17 protein-coding genes are annotated in these 17671 nt (G+C 68.7%); 9 read left to right on the top strand and 8 right to left on the bottom strand.

All coding sequences use genetic code 11. The features are described from left to right. Position 1 precedes the first annotated feature (1 nt). From H5395_RS00210 to H5395_RS00180, 7 genes are read right to left on the bottom strand one after another with little or no spacing between them, the layout of a single operon-like run. Positions 2-1030 (bottom strand): UDP-glucuronic acid decarboxylase family protein, encoded by a 1029-nt coding sequence (locus H5395_RS00210; protein ID WP_182790518.1) that lies wholly within the window; start codon positions 1028-1030, stop codon positions 2-4. Positions 1031-1034: 4 nt separating this feature from the next. Continuing rightward, entirely contained in the window at positions 1035-2120 is a 1086-nt protein-coding gene (locus tag H5395_RS00205; RefSeq protein ID WP_182790517.1) for a glycosyltransferase, read from the bottom strand. Further along, positions 2117-3208 carry a glycosyltransferase gene (locus H5395_RS00200; RefSeq protein ID WP_182790516.1) on the bottom strand — a complete coding sequence of 364 codons (1092 nt, stop codon included), beginning with the start codon at positions 3206-3208 and terminating at the stop codon, positions 2117-2119. Before H5395_RS00200 ends, H5395_RS00205 begins: the two co-directional genes overlap by 4 nt. Beyond that, positions 3205-4314, bottom strand: a complete 1110-nt coding sequence (locus H5395_RS00195) for a glycosyltransferase (protein WP_182790515.1) — start codon at positions 4312-4314, stop codon at positions 3205-3207. The genes H5395_RS00200 and H5395_RS00195 overlap by 4 nt, the downstream gene beginning before the upstream one ends. After that, positions 4311-5546: a glycosyltransferase gene (locus H5395_RS00190; protein ID WP_220494729.1), complete on the bottom strand. Its 1236-nt coding sequence runs from the start codon at positions 5544-5546 to the stop codon at positions 4311-4313. The genes H5395_RS00195 and H5395_RS00190 overlap by 4 nt, the downstream gene beginning before the upstream one ends. Positions 5547-5571: 25 nt before the next feature. Then, on the bottom strand, positions 5572-6678 hold the full coding sequence (locus H5395_RS00185; protein ID WP_370576324.1) for an SDR family NAD(P)-dependent oxidoreductase: 1107 nt from the start codon (positions 6676-6678) through the stop codon (positions 5572-5574). Beyond that, positions 6675-7793, bottom strand: a complete 1119-nt coding sequence (locus tag H5395_RS00180; protein WP_234450696.1) for an SDR family NAD(P)-dependent oxidoreductase — start codon at positions 7791-7793, stop codon at positions 6675-6677. Before H5395_RS00180 ends, H5395_RS00185 begins: the two co-directional genes overlap by 4 nt. Positions 7794-7925: 132 nt before the next feature. Here H5395_RS00180 and H5395_RS00175 point away from each other — a divergent pair, with 132 nt between their 5' ends. Genes H5395_RS00175 through H5395_RS00160 form a run of 4 tightly spaced genes read left to right on the top strand, consistent with a single transcriptional unit; the run spans position 7926 to position 11360 of the window. Beyond that, a complete protein-coding gene (locus H5395_RS00175; protein ID WP_182790512.1) occupies positions 7926-8519 on the top strand; it encodes a histidine phosphatase family protein in 594 nt (197 codons plus the stop codon). Positions 8520-8530: 11 nt separating this feature from the next. Beyond that, on the top strand, positions 8531-9295 hold the full coding sequence (locus H5395_RS00170; RefSeq protein WP_182790511.1) for a TIGR04290 family methyltransferase: 765 nt from the start codon (positions 8531-8533) through the stop codon (positions 9293-9295). Further along, entirely contained in the window at positions 9292-10224 is a 933-nt protein-coding gene (locus tag H5395_RS00165) for a glycosyl hydrolase (protein ID WP_182790510.1), read from the top strand. The genes H5395_RS00170 and H5395_RS00165 overlap by 4 nt, the downstream gene beginning before the upstream one ends. 11 nt (positions 10225-10235) lie before the next feature. Further along, positions 10236-11360, top strand: a complete 1125-nt coding sequence (locus H5395_RS00160; protein WP_255440425.1) for an inositol-3-phosphate synthase — start codon at positions 10236-10238, stop codon at positions 11358-11360. Here H5395_RS00160 and H5395_RS00155 read toward each other — a convergent pair. Further along, positions 11300-11911: a DUF1003 domain-containing protein gene (locus tag H5395_RS00155; protein WP_182790509.1), complete on the bottom strand. Its 612-nt coding sequence runs from the start codon at positions 11909-11911 to the stop codon at positions 11300-11302. The genes H5395_RS00160 and H5395_RS00155 overlap by 61 nt on opposite strands. Positions 11912-11994: 83 nt before the next feature. Between H5395_RS00155 and H5395_RS00150 the strand changes: the two genes are divergently transcribed. The 5 genes from H5395_RS00150 (at position 11995) to H5395_RS00130 (ending at position 17659) form a co-directional block, all read left to right on the top strand. After that, positions 11995-12960, top strand: a complete 966-nt coding sequence (locus tag H5395_RS00150; protein ID WP_255440424.1) for a zinc-binding dehydrogenase — start codon at positions 11995-11997, stop codon at positions 12958-12960. 115 nt (positions 12961-13075) lie between these two features. Then, positions 13076-14059: a Gfo/Idh/MocA family protein gene (locus H5395_RS00145; RefSeq protein WP_182790508.1), complete on the top strand. Its 984-nt coding sequence runs from the start codon at positions 13076-13078 to the stop codon at positions 14057-14059. After that, the gene (locus tag H5395_RS00140; protein WP_182790507.1) at positions 14060-15115 is read left to right on the top strand and encodes a polysaccharide pyruvyl transferase family protein; all 1056 of its coding nucleotides are present in this window, start codon (positions 14060-14062) and stop codon (positions 15113-15115) included. An 83-nt stretch (positions 15116-15198) separates the two neighbouring features. Then, on the top strand, positions 15199-16497 hold the full coding sequence (locus H5395_RS00135) for a Coenzyme F420 hydrogenase/dehydrogenase, beta subunit C-terminal domain (RefSeq protein ID WP_182790506.1): 1299 nt from the start codon (positions 15199-15201) through the stop codon (positions 16495-16497). Positions 16498-16993: 496 nt separating this feature from the next. Then, the gene (locus tag H5395_RS00130; protein WP_182790505.1) at positions 16994-17659 is read left to right on the top strand and encodes an amino acid ABC transporter permease; all 666 of its coding nucleotides are present in this window, start codon (positions 16994-16996) and stop codon (positions 17657-17659) included. Positions 17660-17671: the final 12 nt, after the last annotated feature.

The raw sequence follows: 17671 nt of genomic DNA, 5'->3' as shown, positions 1-17671 counted from the left end.
CTCAGCCAGCGACCTCGGCCGCCGGCTCGGCCACGAGCTCCTCGGCGAACCAGGCGCAGGTCGCCTCCAATCCTTCGGTCAGCGGCACCCGCGGCGCCCAGCCCAGCAGCGCGCCCGCCCGGCTGATGTCGGGGCGGCGGCGGCGCGGGTCGTCCACCGGCAGCGGGCGATAGGCCACCGGCGCGCTGGTGCCGGTCAGTTCCAGCACATGGCGCAGCAGTTCGTTCACCGTCATCTCGTGAGGGTTGCCGAGGTTCACCGGCTCCATCCCGTCGACCTCGGCGTCCATCAGGGTGATCAGGCCCGCGACCATGTCCGAGACATAGCAGAAGCTGCGGGTCTGGCTGCCGTCGCCGTAGATCGTCAGTTCGTTCCCGCGCAGCGCCTGGCAGATCAGGTTCGACACCACGCGCCCGTCGTCCGGGTCCATGTTCGGCCCGTAGGTGTTGAAGATCCGCGCGACGCGCACCTGCACCCGGCCCGCGCGGCCGTAATCGAAGGTCAGCGCCTCGGCGGCGCGCTTGCCCTCGTCGTAGCAGGCGCGGGGGCCGGTGCAACTGACATGGCCGCGGTAGTCCTCGGCCTGCGGATGGATCTCGGGGTCGCCATAAACCTCGCTGGTCGAGGTCAGAAGGAACCGCGCCTTTGCCGCTTCGGCAAAGTGCAGCAGGTTGTTGGTGCCGACCACGTTGGTCAGCATCGTATGCTCCGGGTCGCGCTGATACAGCGGCGGCGAGGCCGCGCAGGCGAGATTCCAGACGCGGCTGATGCGCGGGGCCATCCGCAGCACCTCGGCCGGCATGGGCTGGCCGATGTCGTGGCGGATGAAGCGGAAGCCGGGCTGCCCTTCCAGCGCGCGCAGGTTCGAGGGCCGCGATGTCTGCAGGTTGTCGAGGCACAGCACCGATTCCCCCCGGTCCAGCAGCGCACGGCAGAGATGCGATCCGATGAAGCCCGCCCCGCCCGCGACGACGTTCAGCGCCAGCGGCCGCACGGTCGATCGCGGACTGTTCAGGTCGGTCTTCCTCATGGTCTCATCCCTCCGCTGTTTCGACGTGCCGGGCTGCGGCCTTGTGAGCCGCCGCCTCGGCCAGATGCGCTTCCAGTTCCGCCGCCCGGTGGTCGGACGAATGCGCATCCTCGATCCGCGCTCGCGCCGCCCGGCCCATGGCCCCGGCGTCGCCGTCCAGCGCGGTCAGCACGCAGGCAGCGCCGTCGGCCAGCACGATCTCGGACCCCGGACGGAACAGCGTCTCGATCCCGTCCCACTTGTCCGAGATGATGGGCGTGGCGCAGGCGCCCGCCTCGAACAGCCGGACCGAGGGCGACCAGCCCGCGCGGATCATGTCGGCCCGCGTCACGTTCAGGGTGAAGCGGCTGGCCGAATAGAAGGCGGCATGGTCGGCGGGCGGGCAATGCTCGATCCGCTCGACGTTTTCCGGCCATTCGATGGTCGCGGGATACTGCGGCCCTGCCACGACAAAGCGCAGGTCAGGCCGGTGGCGGGCGGGGTCCAGCAGCAGCCGCTCCAGTGTGGGCTGGCGATCGTCGCTGTAGGTGCCGAGGTAGGAGAGATCCCAGCGCTTGGGCACCTCGCGCAGGCCGTAGAGATCCAGGTCCACCGAGCAATAGAGCGCCCGCGCCATGGACGCGCGGTAATGCCGTTCGATATGCCGCAGGGTCGGGCCGCCGGTAAAGGAAAGATAGACGTCGAAGCCGGGGATGACCTCGGGCGAGAGATACTCGTGGTCGCCCCGTTCCAGCTTCGCCAGCGTGACCGGCGTGTCGATGTCGTAGAAAGCCGTCGTGCCGCGTGCCCGCGACTGGACGTGGCGCGAGACCTCGACACCCTCGGGGACGTAGGAGCCGACGATGACGGCATCCGCCGCCGCGATCTCGTCCCGCCAGCGGTCGAGCCCGGCAAGGTGCGCGTAGAACTCCAGCCGGCACCAGTCGGGGTCGGTCAGATCGCGCTGGCTGGCATACCAGGGCACATCGCGCTCAAGGAACAGCACCTCGTGCCCTCGGCGGGCGAAGGACTTGAGCAGCGCCCGGAAGGTGGTCGCATGGCCGTTCCCCCAAGAGGACGACAGCGACAGGCCAAGGACGACCAGCTTCATGCCCGCGCCTCCTCGGGTTGCCGCGCATGGGCCTTGAACAGCGCGTCCACCTGAGCGCCGCGCAGGGCATAGCTGTGTTCGGCCTTGACCCGCGCCAGCGCGGCCTGGCCGATGTCCTTCGCGCGCTCGGGCGTGAGGGTGGCGAGATGGTCGGCCACGTCCTGCGCGTCGCGGGCAACCAGCACCTCGGAATTCGGGGTCAGGAACAGCTCGATCCCTTCCCAGGCGTCGGTGATGAGGCAGGCGGCCGCGCCCGCCGCCTCGAAGACGCGGGTGGCGGGGGAAAAGCCCACGTTCGCCATGCTGTCGCGGGCGACGTTCAGGACGGCCAGAGGCGTGCAGTTGAAGGCGTTGTGCTCGGTCGTATAGACGTGGCCCAGATGGCGGACGTTGCCGGGCATCTCTTTGGTTTCCCAGCCGTTTCCTCCGATAAGAAAGCTGCGTTCGGGCAGCATCGCGGCGGGCTTGAGGAGGAACTCTTCCACCCGCGCCTCTCGATCCGGCAGGCGGTTGCCGAGAAAGGCGAGGTCCGAGGCGAAGCGCAGATCGGCGGGCGCAGGGTGGTGCGTGGCGGGGTCGAGCGCGTTATAGACCGGCTCACAGAGCTTCGCGCCGAAGCCGCGATAGGCCTGCACCACCGGCGGGCCGCCGCCATAGGTCAGCACCATGTCGAGGCCGGGCAGCGCCCGACGAACGGGATGGCTGTCGGCGGCGCGCATCTCGTCCAGTGTGGCGGCGGCGTCCACGTCCCAGAAGATTTTCAGGGCGCCGGGGCGGGCCTGGGCGATCACGCCCTCCAGCAGCTCGCGGTCGAAGACGCCGACGCCGTTGGCCTTGACCACGATGTCAGCGTCCCCTGCCTCGGCCAGCACGCCGCGCATGGCGTCCTCGGTCGCCGGATAGACGACCGAGCGGCACCAGTCCGGCGGGTCGATGTCGCGGTGCTTCTGCCGGTCGAAGGCGTCGGGCTCGTAGAAGGTGATCTTGTAGCCGCGCTTGGCGAGTTCCCCGAGGATGCCGCGGTAATAGGTGGCCGCGCCGTTCCAGTAAGAGGACAGCAGGCTCGATCCGTAGAATGCGATCTTCATGCCGCAGAGGCTCCGTGGTTGAGGCCGAGCGTCGCGGCGATGGAGAGGAGTTCCCGCGCGCGATGGGCGCAGGTGTGGCGGGCGCGGATGGTATCCAGTCCATGCGCCACAAGCGAAGCGCGCAGGGCAGGGTCGTTCGAGAGATCGCGCAGATGGGCGGTCATTTCCGCGCCGTCTTGGGCGAACAGGAAGTCTCGGCCGGGATGGAACAGGTTTTCGCTGTCCTGCCACGGGGCCGAGACAAGGGGGATGCCGCAGGCCAGCGCCTCGAAGACGCGGATGGTGGGGATGCCGGGCAGCATCGTGGTGTAGAAGCGGCGCGGCACGTGGACTGTCGCCATGTGGCGCGAGAAGATCCCCGGCGCTGCGGCATTCGGTGCCCAGCCGTGATAGCGGACGCCGTAGCGGTCCAGCGTCGCCAAGGCTTCGGCCGGATAGCGGACGCCGTAAATGTCGAGCGGAAGGTTTGCGTCCCGCGCGGGGCGGAACAGGAAGCTTTCCAGTTCCTCGGTCCGCTCGCCATCGCCCCAGTTGCCGATCCAGACAAGGCCCTCTCGTCCGGTTTCCTCAGCCGGCGGGTGGAACAGCCTTGTGTCGGCGGCCTCGTGCCATGTCCAGACGCGGTCGCCCCAACCCCAGCGGCGATAGACTTCGGACAACGTTTCCCCAAAGGCCAGCACGCCGTCGAAGCCGGACAGGTCGAAGGCGCGGATCGCATCCGGGTCGCTGACCGCGCGGTGATGGGTGTCGTGGAACAGCAGCCTGAACCGGGCGCCGCCCTTGCGGGCCTTGCCGAGCGTTGCCGCCAGCGAGGGATTGTTCCATTCATGGACGATCACCAGATCGGCGTTGCCCGCCAGTTCCACCGGATCGGCGGCGGGATCGTAGGTCTCGACCGTCAGTTCGGGATAGTTCCGGCGGAAGGGCTCCAGCCCCTCCTGCCCGTGGTCGCGCAAAAGGTTGTCGAGGCTCCAGGCGCCCTCCGGCTCCAGCGCGTGGACATGGTGGCCAAGCGCAGCCAGGTCCCGCAGCACTCCGCGCAGGAAATGGGCGTTGCCGTGGTTCCAGCAGCTTTGCAGCGAATGGGTGAAATAGACGATCTTCATGCGGCTTTGTCCTTGGCCGAAAGGAGGTCGCGGTAGATGCCGGACATCTCTGCGGCCATCGCGGCGGGGGTGTAGCGGGCGGCACGCTGCCGGGCGGCCTGACCAAGCGCCGCATGGCGCGCGGGATCGGACAGCAGCGCGGCGATGGCCTTGGTGAAGCCTGCGGCGTCGCCGGGGCTGACGAAGGTGGCGGCACCGTCCCAGAGTTCGCGAAACGTCGGGATGTTGGACAGCACCAGCGGGCAGCCCGCCTGCGCGGCTTCCAGCACGGCAAGGCCGAAGGGCTCGAACCGGGCGGCGCTGACAAAGACCGGGCGGCGGGAAAGCCAATGGGCGATCTGGTCGGCGGGCAGGGGACCGGTGGCTTGCAGATGCGCGGGCGTCACCGTCGCGCCATGCGGCGCACGGGTGGCGCCGATGGCGATGAAGGGCGCGTCCAGCAGCGCGGCGGCGGCGTCGAGGGTGGCCGTATCCTTCACCTCGTCCCACAGCCGCCCGATCGTCAGCGCGCCGTGGAAAGGATGGGGGGCGCCGAGGGGCAGGCACGGCGCGCCATGGGCAGGCCGAGCGCCGGACAAGGAGCGCAGGGGGGTGCGGCCGTGCAAACCGGTTTTGCCCCCCGTCGGCATGGACGTTTCACGACCGGGTCCAGCCTTCGGCATCACCGGCAAGGACCCTGCGCCGCTGAAATCGCCCTGCGGTATCGTCGGCAGAGCCAGTTGCGTGCGGCCGTTGTGGACGGCCGTCGGCGTCACGGTCAGGCCATAGCGGCAGGCGGTCGCCTCGGCATAGGCGCGAGTCGGGGCGACCACCCGATCCGCCGCGCGCAGGCCTTGGCCCACCAGTTCCGGCAGCCAGGTTAGGCCCGGGTCCACGGGACCGCCGCGCGCAGCGTCCCACCAAGTGCCGAGGCAGCCGTGGTTCACCGCAACGACCGGCTGGGCGAAACGCGCCGCGGCCAGTGCGGGCGCGTTCAGGTGCACCACATCCGCGCCCATCTCGCAGGCGAGCCGCGCGATGTCCTTGCCCGCCGCCAGCACCGGCGCGGGGCCGTCGCTGAGCCAGTCGAGCGGCAGGCCGGTGTCCACCAGCCGCACGACCGCGACCTCGGCTGCCGCGCGCTGGTGCGTATCCGCCATAGGGCCGAGGACAGCCAGCACGACCTCGGCGTCCAGCGCCGAGGCCAGTTCCAGCGAATACTGCCAGACGCCGCCGACCGCGTCGGTGCTCATCAGCACCCGCATCATCCGCGCCCCGTCATGCCGACTGCGCCAGCGCGTCGCGCCGGTCCAGAGGGCTGCCCACGGGCAGGTTGATCCCGCCCTCGGCCGCGAGCCATTGCGCGAGCCGGGTCACGCCCTCCTGCCAGTCCACCTTGGGCGACAGGCCCAGCGCCTTTTCCGCCGCGCGGGTGTCGGCGACGAAATAACGCTGGTCGCCCGCGCGCCAGTCGGAAAACTGGATGTCCACGGGCCGGTCGATGATCCGGCCCACGAACTCCAGAAGCTGCCGCAGGCTGACCGCGTTCTGCGGGCCCCCGCCGAGGTTGAAGACGCGGCCCGAAACTTCCTCGATCCGGTCCCACGCGGCGAGATAGGCTTCCACGGCGTTCGACACGTCGAGGATGTCGCGGACCTGGCAGCCGTCCCCGTAAAGGGTGATCTGCTGACCCTTGAGCGCGCGGATCAGGAAATGGGCGACCCAGCCCTGATCCTCGGTCCCCATCTGTCGCTGGCCATAGATGCAGGACATCCGCAACACGCAGGTGGGCACGCCGTAGCTGCGGGCATAGTCCAGCACATACTGGTCCGCCGCCCCCTTGGAACAGCCATAGGGCGTGTGGAAGTCCAGCGGGCGGACCTCGCCGATGCCAGAGGCGCGGACGTCGCTGTCGGTGGGCTGGTAGGCTGCGCCCTCCAGCGCGAAGTCGAGGTCGGCGAGGTCGCCATAGACCTTGTTGGTCGAGGCGAAGATCAGCGGCGTGCCGTCACCCTTGGCGCGCAGGGCCTCCAGCAGGTTGACGGTGCCGATCAGGTTGATCGTCATGTCCTCGACGGGTTCCACCATGCTGGTGGTCACAGCGACCTGGGCGGCGAGGTGGAAGACCGCCTTCGCCTCGCGCGCCCCCGCCGCCATGCGGGCACCGTCGCGGATGTCGGACTGAATATGCTCGATCCGGTCGCCATGGCGGCTCTGCAGCCAGGACAGGTTGCGTTCCACCCCCGGCCGGCTCATCGCGTCATAGACGATGACCCGGTGCCCGTCCGACGCCAGCCGGTCCGCGAGGTTCGAGCCGATGAAGCCCGCCCCTCCGGTGACCAGCACCGGGCGCGGATCGGCGGCGGGATCGGTCCGCCCCGTCACGCCACCAGCCCGCGCTTGTCGAGTTCGGCGCGCATCTTTTCGACATTGTCCACGGCGGTCTGGCTCGCGACCCATTCGGCCAGTTCCGCCAAGCCTTCGCGGAAGTCGGTGTCGGCGCGGAAGCCCAGCGTCTCGGCGGCCAACGTTGTGTCGCAGAAGCAGTGGCGGATGTCGCCGATGCGGGCCTTGCCGATGATCAGCGGTTCCAGGTCGTTGCGGCCCATCGCGCGGCCCAGTTCCTGCGCGACCTCGGTCACGGAACGGTCGTGGCCCGAGCCGATGTTGAAGGTGCCGCCCGCCGCTTGGGGCAGCGACAGCGCCTCGGCGAAGGCGCGGGCGACATCGGACACATGGACGAAGTCGCGGCGCTGCTCGCCATCCTCGAAGATCATCGGCGCCTGGCCGTTCAGATAGCGCGAGGCGAAGATCGCGAGGACGCCCGTATAGGGGTTCGACAGCGCCTGTCCGGGGCCGAAGACGTTGAACAGCCGCAGGCACACGCCCTCGATCCCGTAGGGAGCGGACATGATGTGGGTCGTGCGTTCCTGCACGAACTTGTTCAGCGCATAGATCGAGGCGAGGTTCGGGCGCTTCCATTCCGGGGTGGCCACAGGTGTCAAGGGACGGCCCTGCGCGTCGGTCGGGTCCCATTGCTTCAGGCCGTCGCGAATGCCCTCGCGCTCGGCGTCTTCCACCATCTGGCCGTTGGCGTCGCGGTAAAGCCCCTCGCCGTAGATCGACATCGACGACGCGGTGACCACACGCCGCACGGGGTTGTCGATCAGTTTCTCGAACAGGACTGCGGTGCCGACGTCGTTGGTCGAGGTATACCGCTCGACCTCATACATCGACTGGCCGACGCCAACCTCGGCCGCGAGGTGCACAACGCTGTCCACGCCCTTCAGCGCACGGGCCACGGCGTCCTTGTCGCGCACGTCGCCCTGGATGAACTCGGCGTCCTTGTTCAGCGCATCGGGGCGTCCTGCGCCCTCGCCATGGACCTGCGGGATCAGGGCGTCCAGCACGCGGACCTGGTGGCCGCGCCGCAGCAGTTCATCCGCGACGAAGCGGCCAATGAACCCTGCGCCGCCGGTGATCAGAACCTTTTCCAACACGTCCCCCGTTGATCTTTGAGAAATTGAAGCGGTCTCAAGTCCGTGATGTAAAGCCGTCATGAGACTTGGGTTCCATCATCTTCTTCATCTTTGTTGCTTGACAGGCGCGCGGCCTGTCCGGGTTGGTCCGGCATGAGCCTTCTGGTGGGACTGGTCCGCCACGGCGCGCATGACGACCTTGGCGCATGGCTGAGCGGGCGGACCCGCGACGTCGCGCTGAACGCCATGGGGCGAGAGGAGACGCTGGCGCTGGCGCGTCGCCTCGCCGGGCGGGGCGTGGCGGCGATCACCGCCAGCCCCCGGCGGCGGACGGTGGAAACGGCGGACATCCTCGGCGCGGGGCTGAACCTGACGCCCCTCCTGGCCCCCGACCTGGACGAGATCGACTTCGGCAACTGGTCGGGCCGGCGTTTCGCCGATCTGGACGGCGACCCGGATTGGAACCGCTGGAACGCGGCCCGCGCCACTGCCCTCACGCCGGGAGGCGAGACGATGGCCGGGGCCGTGGCGCGCGCCATGCGCCACATCGACCACCTCGCGGGGCAGGGGTGCGGGCCGGTGCTGTGCGTCAGCCATTGCGACGTGATCCGGGGGGTGATCGCGCAGGTGCTGGGGCTTTCGCTCGACCATCTGCTGCGGTTCGAGATCGCCCCCGCCTCGGTCAGTTGGCTGATGGCGCATGGACATGGCGCGGGTCATGTCCTAACCGTTAACGGCCCTGCCTGACGGAACGGTTGATGAACGCAACGCAGATCGCAAAGCGAATCGAGGGGCTTGGCCCGTGGTTCCAGAACCTCGACCTGAACGGTGTCCGCACCGCGCCCGAGCATTTCCTGGGCGATTACCCTGCCGACAAGTTCGCCCGCTTCGCGCATCTGATCCCCGCCGACCTGACGGGAAAGACCGTCCTCGACATCGGCTGCAACGCCGGTTTCTACAGCTTCGAGATGCGCAGGCGGGGTGCCGCCCGCGTCCTCGGGATCGACAGCGACCCCCGCTATCTGGCGCAGGCGCGCCTTGCGGCCGAGGTGCTGGGCGATGGTGTCGAGTTCCGGCAGATGGGCGTCTATGACGTGGCGGCCTTGGGGGAACGCTTCGATCTCGTGATCTTTATGGGGGTGCTTTACCACCTGCGCCACCCGCTGCTGGCGCTGGACCTGATCCGCGAATACGTCGCGGGCGATATGATGCTGTTCCAGACCCTGACGCGCGGCCCCGAGACGGTGGCCGTGCCCGCCGAGGACTATGACTTCAGCGAGGACGCCCATTTCCAGCAGCCCGACTGGCCCCGCATGACCTTCATCGAGGGCAAGTGGGCCATTGATTGGACCAACTGGTGGGTGCCGAACCGCGCGGGGGTCGAGGCGATGCTGCGCGCCTCGGGCTTCGCCGTCGAGGATGGTCCCGCCGACGAGGTTTACCTCTGCCGCACCGCAAAGGTGCCTTTCGCCGAATACGGACCGCATGCGGTCTATCCCAGCCAAGGAGACGCCGCGCGATGATCGAAGCCGCGATGATCTGGAACGAGCCGAACAACAAGTCCCATTGGGACCCCGAACTTGACCCGGACTGGTCGCAATTCGGGCGCTGCGTGACGCTCGCGGGGCAGGCGATCAAGCAGGCGAACCCGGCGGTGACGCGGGTGCTGGGCGGCATGTCCCCGATCGACCCGCTGTGGGTGCAGCGGATGGAAGGGCACGGCGCGCTGGACCATGTGGACGTGGTCGCGGTCCACGGCTTTCCGCTGGACTGGAACCTGTGGCAGATCCACGAATGGCCCGCCAAGGTGGCCGAGATCGAGGCCGTGACGGACAAGCCCGTCTGGGTCACCGAGGTCGGCGTAGGCTCCTTCGGCGCCGAGGAAGTGCAGGTCTTCGGCGTCCAGAAAACTGCCGAACTTCTGGTCGGCCGCGTCCCCCGCATCTTCTGGTATTCGCTGTTCGACCTGCCGCAGGAATGGGGCGCGACGACCCGCCACCGCGAGTCCGAGGGGTCGTCCTACTACCGCCATTTCTACATGGGCCTGATCCGCGCCGACGGCACCCCCAAGCCGGGGCTTTCGGCCTATGAGCCTTACGCCGCCGACATAGGGCTGATGCAATGGTTCCACTATCAGGACCCGCGCCTTGACGATGCCGTGGCCTGGATGAATCGGCTGGGCGTCCGACACCTGCGCACCGGCCTGTCCTGGGCTGACAGCTTCCGCCCCGACGCTTTGGGCTGGTTCGACCGGCAGATGGAGGCGCTGGCCGATTTCGACACCACCGTCACCTTCTGCTTCACGCCCGAGCATCTCGGCCCCGGCGCGCATCACACGAGTCCCCCGCATGATCCGCAGCAATTCGCGGATTTCTGCGCCGCGATGATCGAACGATATGCGCCTGCCCGTGTTGAGGCGACGCCGCCCGCGTTTCAGCCTGCCCTGACCTGAAGGCCCTCCGCATGAAAGACGCCCACATGCCGATCAACATCGCCATCATCGGGGTCGGCAACTGCGCCAGTTCGCTGGTGCAGGGACTGACCCACTATGCCGGGCGCAACGATGCCTCGGGGCTGATGCATCACAGCCTCGGAGGCTATCGTCCGGACGACATCCGCGTGGTCGCCGCATGGGACATCGACGCCCGCAAGGTCGGCCGCGACGTGGCGCAGGCGATCTTCGCACCCCCGAATTGCACGGCCGTCTTTGCGCCCGAGGTGCCGGAAACGGGGGCCGTGGTGCGCATGGGCCGCATCCTCGATGGCGTGGCCGAGCACATGGCCGACCACCCTGACGCGCGGACCTTCCTGCCCTCGGACGCGCTCGAGCCGTCGCGCGAGGAGGTCGTGGCGGTCCTGCGCAAGGCGGGGGTGGACGTGCTGCTGAACTACCTGCCCGTGGGCAGCCAGAAGGCGACCGAGTTCTACGCCGAATGCGCGCTGGAAGCTGGCGTGGCCTTCGTCAACAACATCCCCGTCTTCATCGCCTCGGACCCCGCCTGGGCGGACCGCTTCCACAAGGCAGGCGTCCCGGTGATCGGCGACGACATCAAGGCCCAGCTTGGCGCGACCATCGTCCACCGCGTGCTGACGGACCTGTTCGCCAAGCGCGGCGTCAAGCTGTGCCGCACCTACCAGTTGAACACCGGTGGCAACACCGACTTCCTGAACATGGCCAACCGCAAGCGCTTGGAAAGCAAAAAAATTTCCAAGACCGAGGCGGTGCAGGCCGTTGCCGCCACCCGCATCGCCGACGAGAACATCCACGTCGGCCCCTCGGACTATGTGGCGTGGCAGAACGACAACAAGGTGTGCTTCCTGCGGATGGAGGGCGAGCTGTTCGGCGGCGTCCCCATGAACCTTGAACTGCGGCTGTCGGTCGAGGACAGCCCGAACTCGGCCGGGGTCGCCATCGACATGATCCGCTGCGCTGCCATCGCCCGCGACCGAGGGCTGAGCGGCCCGGTCCTCGCGCCCGCCGCGTATTTCTGCAAGCACCCGCCGCGGCAGATGACCGACGACGAGGCCTATGAGGCGGTCGAGGCCTTCATCGCGGAAGATCGGCCCGTGGCGGTCCCCGCATCGTGACGGGCGGGATGGCCGGGCGCGCCGCCGTCCCCCTCGATATCTTCCAGCGCGTCCAGCACCTGTTCGGGATCGACGTTCTTCTCGACCTCCTCGGCGGCTTCCTCGTCGATCGGAACCTCCAGCTTCTCGGCCATCCGGTGGATGACGGTGGCAAGCTTGGTCAGCTCGTCCTCGGTCAAAAGGCTGACATGCAGGGTGAAGTCGGCGCGGGCGTCGGCGCGCTGTTCTTCGCGCCGCTGGTTCATCAGGACGAAAAGCGACAGGAAAATGGCCTCGACCGAGGCGAACGATCCGATCAGCCCCAGGCCCTCGCCAATGGGGACGGGAACGGGGATCAGGTCCGTCAGGATCAGCAGCGCGCCGCCGTAGAAGGCGAGGTGCAGCAGGATGAAGGCCATCGAGCCCGCGACCTTGGTGATCCATTCGGCTATGCGGTCGCTCAGCGAGGCTGCCGCGTCTTCCTGCCGGCGGCGGGCGACCAGCCGGGCAATGTTGCTGGTCAGTTGCTCCTTCATGCCGTCGCCGGGGGGAACGGGGTCTTTTCGATCCATGACGGCCTCGCTAACTATGCCACCGATAAGGGGCGGGGCAGCAAGCCGGTTCCGGGCGTTGATTTTGTTGCGGATGATCGCAGATGACCCAGACCATGCGCGCGGCGGTCCTTGAAGGACCGGGGCGGTTTTCCCTGGCCGAGGTGCCGGTGCCCCGGCCGGGTCCCGGCGAGGTTCTGATCCGGCTGGAAGGCTGCGGCGTCTGCGCCTCGAACGTCGAGCCTTGGGAGGGCCAGCCCTGGTCCACATGGCCGGGTGCCCCGGGCGGCATGGGCCATGAAGGCTGGGGCCGGATCGCGGCTGTGGGCGAGGGGGTCGAGGAACTGTCGGTCGGCCGGCGGGTGACGGCGCTGACGGAACGCTCCTATGCCGAATACGACGTTGCGCCAGCCGAGATGGTGGTGCCGTTGCCCGCCGCTTTGGACGGGATGCCGGTTCCGGGGGAACCCGTTGCCTGCGCCATGAACATCCTTGCCCGGTCCGACGTGCGCCCTGGCCGGACGGTGGCGATCGTCGGCGTAGGCTTCCTGGGCGCGATCCTGACGCGGCTGGCCACCGACGCGGGCGCGCGGGTGATCGCCGTGTCGCGCCGGGCCGAGACGCTTGATCTCGCGCGCCGGATGGGCGCTGCCGAGACCATCACGATGGACGATCACTGGCGCATCATCGAGGACGTGCGCCGCCTGACCGATGGCCGCATGGCCGAGCGCGTGATCGAATGCGTGGGCAAGCAGTGGCCGCTGGACCTTGCCGGGGAACTGGTGGCCGAGGGCGGGCGTCTGGTGATCGCGGGTTATCACCAAAACGGGCCGCGGCAGGTCAACATGCAGATGTGGAACTGGAAGGGCATCGACATCGCCAGCGCGCATGAGCGTGACGCAGGCGTGCGCGTGGCGGGGTTGCGGGCGGCGGTCGAGGCGCTGGCCTCAGGCCGGCTGGACCTTGGGCCGCTGTTGACGGGGACCTATGCGCTGGACGATCTGGGCGCGGCGCTGGCCGCCACCCGCGACAAGCCGGGCGCCTTCGTGAAGGCATGGGTGGCGCTGTGAGCCGTCCGCTCGATCCATTGTCGGGGATGCTGGCGGCCCTGCGCCAGAGGGCGCGGGGTGAAGACGCCGCAACTGCCGCCACCTCGGGAAGCACGACACCGAAGCGGATGGCACCATGAGGCCGCGCTTGGGCTTCTTGGGAACCGGCTGGATCGGGCGGCATCGGATGGCGGCGCTGGCCGAGGCCGGGCTGGCCGAGATCGTCGCGGTGGCCGAGACAGACGATACCAGCGCCGCCGAGGCGCTGGCGCTCGCCCCCGGCGCGCGACGGGTCGAGGGGCTGAACGCGCTGCTTGGCTCCGACATCGACGCGGTGGTGATCGCCACCCCCAGCGCGGCCCATGCCGAACAGTCCATCGCGGCGCTTCAGGCGGGCAAGGCCGTGTTCTGCCAGAAGCCGCTGGGCCGCACCGGCCCAGAAGTCTCCAAGGTGGTGGAGGCCGCCCGGCGCGTCGACCGGCTGCTTGGCGTGGACCTGTCCTATCGCCAGACCGCTGCAATGGGGGCGATCCGGCCCCTGCTGGATGCGGGCAGCCTGGGCCATGTCTTCGGCGTGGACGTGACCTTCCACAACGGCTGGGGCCCGGACAAGCCGTGGTTCTATGACCCGAAGCTTTCGGGCGGCGGCTGCGTCGTGGACCTTGGCGTCCACCTGATCGACCTTGCGCTGTGGTCGCTCGGCTGGCCCGAGGTCCAAGGCGTCGAAAGCCGCCTTTACGCCAAGGGCGCGCCCTTGGCCGATCCCGCGGCCCAGGTCGAGGATTACGCCGTCGCCACGCTGGACCTTGCGGGCAGGACCGTGGTGCGGCTCGCCTGTTCCTGGGGGTTGCAGGCCGGGCGCGAGGCGCTGATCGCGGCCGAGTTCTACGGCACCGAAGGCGGGGCATCCCTGCGCAATGTCAACGGCTCGTTCTACGACCTGCGGGCCGAGCGGCATCACCATATCCGCGCCGAATCCCTTGCCGAACCCCCGGACGACTGGGGCGGTCGCGCGGCTGTGGACTGGCTGACGCGGCTGGCCCAAGGGGCGCGCTTCGACGACGAGGCGCGGCATCTGGTGACGGTCGCGCGGGTGATCGACCGGATCTACGGCCGATAGATGCGGGTCGGCGTCCTGACCTTCCACCGCTGCATCAACTACGGCAGCTATTGGCAGGCCCGCTGCCTGGTCGAGGCTATCGCCGCGCGGGGGCATGACGCTGTGCTGCTGGACCACCACTCCTGCGAAGTGACCTCGCGCGAGTGGCGCTATGCCTTCCAGCCGCTGACGCCGCAGCGGTCCCCGCGCGCGGATGTGGCGCAATACGGGCGCAAGCTGCGGAAATTTCTTGACGCCTTCCAGGCGCTGCCGCTGTCGGCACCCTTCGACCTGGAGGCCCCCGAGGCGATGCTGCCGGTGGACCTGGCTGTGATCGGCAGCGACGAGGTGCTGAACCTCTCGCATCCCTGGTATGGCGGCAAGCCCGTCTTCTGGGGCGAGGGGATCGCAGCCCTGCGCGTCGTGACCTATGCCGCGAGCTTCGGCAACTACGCCGCCGGTTTCATCGAGCCGCAGTGGATGGAACGCCTGCGCAATCTGGACGCGATCTCGGTGCGCGATGACAACAGTCGGGAGCTGGTGGCGGGGGCCACGGGGCAGGAACCCGCGATGGTTCTGGACCCCGTGCTGCTGAACCCGCCCCGCGTCGAGGCGGCATGGGGGCCGCCCTACCTGCTGGTCTATGGCCACCACGTCCCCGACTGGTTCGCCGCCCGCGTGCAGAATTCCGCCCGCGCGCGCGGCTTCCGGACGATCAGCGTCGGCTATCGCAACGACTGGGCGGACGAGCAGCGGCTCGACGCCGGGCCGCAGGAGTTCGCGGCGCTGGTGGCGGGGGCCGAGGCCGTCGCCACGACCTATTTCCACGGCTGCTGCTTTGCGCTGGTGAACGGCAAGCCGCTGGTCTGCGCGCCCTCGGATTACCGCTGGACCAAGGTCCGCGACCTGACCGCGCTGCTGGGGGCGGAACGGCACCTGACCTTCGAGGACCGCGACCCCGCCGATGTCACCGCGCTGCTGGCCGAGCCGGTCTCGGACGCCATTCAGGCGCGGATCGCGGACCTGCGGGCGCAGTCGGCGGCATGGCTCGACGCGGCGCTGGCGGGACGGGCATGACGCAGGCGCTCAGCCCTGCGCAGATCGTCCGCTCGGGCCTTTGCATCGGGTGCGGGGCCTGCGCTTCGGGCGCAGACGCAACCATGACGTGGGACGACTACGGCCAGTTGAAGCCCGCCGGCCCCGCCACCCACAGGCGCAGTGAGGGTTTTGCCCAACTCTGCCCCTTCTCGCCCGAGGCCGCAGACGAGGATCAGATCGCCGCCGCCCGCTTCCCCGAGGCCCCGCATCACGACGCCCGCCTGGGCCGTTACATCTCCTGCCATGTGGGTGCCGCTGCCGAGCCGCCCTTCCGCGAAGGCGGCAGTTCCGGCGGCATGGTGAGCTGGGTCGCGGCCGAGCTGATGCTGCGGGGCGAGATCGACGGCGTGCTGCACGTCCATCCGGGTGCGCCGGGCCAGCCCTTCTTTGGCTACCGCATCAGCCGGTCTCAGGACGAACTGCTCGCCGGCGCCCGGTCGCGCTATCACCCCATCCACCTGGCTGCCGTGCTGGATCAGGTCCGCGCCACCCCGGGCCGTTATGCGGTGGTGGGCATCCCCTGCTTCATCAAGGCGGTGCATCTGGCCTGCGCGCAGGACGCGGTGCTGGCGGAACGGATCACGCATTTCCTCGGCCTTTTCTGCGGCCACATGAAAAGTGCGCGCTTCGTGCAGAGCTTTGCCTGGCAGTTGGGCGTGGACCATGACCGGGTGCGCGCCGTCGAATACCGGCTGAAGGACGCGAACCGGCCTGCGAACTGGTATACGGCGCATCTGACACTGGACGACGGCTCGACTGTCCAGAACGAATGGTTCCACCTCGCCGACGGCGACTGGGGCGCGGGGTATTTCCAGAACCCGGCCTGCAACTTCTGCGACGACGTGGTGGCGGAAACGGCCGACGTCAGCTTCGGCGATGCCTGGGTCGAGCCCTATTCCTCGGACGGGCGGGGGACCAATGTCATGGTCGTGCGCGCGCCTCTGGTCCAGCGCCTGATTGACGAGGGTCAGGCCGAGGGGCGACTGGACCTGCAGCAGGTCGATGCCGATTTCGTGGCGGGCACCCAAGCGGCGGGGTTCCGGCAAAGGCGCGAGGGGCTGGCCTATCGCCTGACATGGGCGAAGCGCGGCATCCGGCCGGTGAAGCGCGTGACGCCCTCGGCCAAGGGGATCGGCTGGCGCCGCAAGCTGGTTTACCGCACCCGCGCGGCGATCAGCCGGGGATCGCACCGGATGGCCTGGCTCGCCGCCCGAACGGGGCGGCCGCAGGTTTATCTGGCCTGGGCGCGCCGGGCCTATGCGGTCTACGAGGGGCTGACCTATCACCGGGGCCGGCTCGCGCCGCTGTTCGACCGGATGGAGCGGATGCGGGGCCGGGGGCAAAAGAATGAGGGCGGGTAGCCCCTGTCGAGTTTCGGCAGGACCATGCCCGGCGTGCTGACGCCCATGAATATCCTGAGCCCGCCTCGTGCGGTCCTGATCCGCCCGGTTGCCTGACGGACCGGGGGGCGGACGCACTCCCTCAAAGGATGCGAAGGGATGAAGCGGCTTTCCCCGGAACGGCGCTCACTGATCCTGTCGCAGTTCCAGCCGCAGTCCCGGCAGTCCGACCCATTGGCCGGCCAGGCGGCGACTGGAAGGTCTGCGGCGACGGTGTCGGCTTCCGCATTGACGTGGTGATGAAGCGCCTGTCCGTTCCGCCGCCGTGCCGGTCCACTGGCGGCAATGGCTCGCCTGCAAGGGGTGTAAACGGCGCTTCGGGATCGGGATGCCCGCATCGTCCATGACCGTCGCCATGGCGGTGTGCGGAAAGCAATGTCTTTGACCTTGCGCCCCCGCCTCGCGCATATGTGGCCGGCAGGGAACGCGCCGGACGCGCGGGGAAGAAAGAACGCCGATGGTGCAACTCGACTTCGGGGTGGTGCTGGAACGCTGGCCGCAACTGGCCTGGGGCACGCTGGGGACGATCTGGCTTGCGCTGGCCGGCATGGGGCTGGCGCTGGCGATCGGCATCGGCGGCGTCGCCGTCCTGCGCAGCCACAGCCGGATCGGGCACATCATCGTCCGCACCTTCGTCGAGGTTATCCGCAACACGCCCTTTCTTGTGCAGATCTTCTTCATCTTCTTCGCCCTGCCGCTGGCGGGCATCCGGCTGAACCCGACCGCGACCGCCATCGTGGCCCTCGGCCTCAATGGCGGCGCCTATGCCATCGAGATCATCCGCGGCGGCGTCGAGGCGATCCCGCAGGGCCAGACCGAAGCGGGACTGGCCTTGGGCCTGCGCCGGTCCGAGGTCTTCCGCTTCATCATCCTCAGGCCCGCGATGCGCTCGATCTATCCTTCCCTCGTCAGCCAGTTCATCATGCTGACGCTGACGACATCCATCGCCACCTCGATCTCGGCCTTTGAGCTCACCTCGGTCGCGCAGCGGATCGACGGCGACACCTTCCGCACCTTCGAGGTCTATTTCACCGTCACCGCGATCTACCTCGGCGTATCGTGGCTGATGATGCTGATGTTCGCCGCCATCGGGCGCCGCGCCTTCGCCTGGCCGACGCGCTGAAAGGGCAAGCCG

Origin of the sequence: Paracoccus sp. MC1854, assembly GCF_014164635.1 — a bacterium.
Classification (GTDB): domain Bacteria; phylum Pseudomonadota; class Alphaproteobacteria; order Rhodobacterales; family Rhodobacteraceae; genus Paracoccus.
Note: the sequence above shows the minus strand (reverse complement) of the source record. Positions and strands in the feature narration are given on the sequence as shown.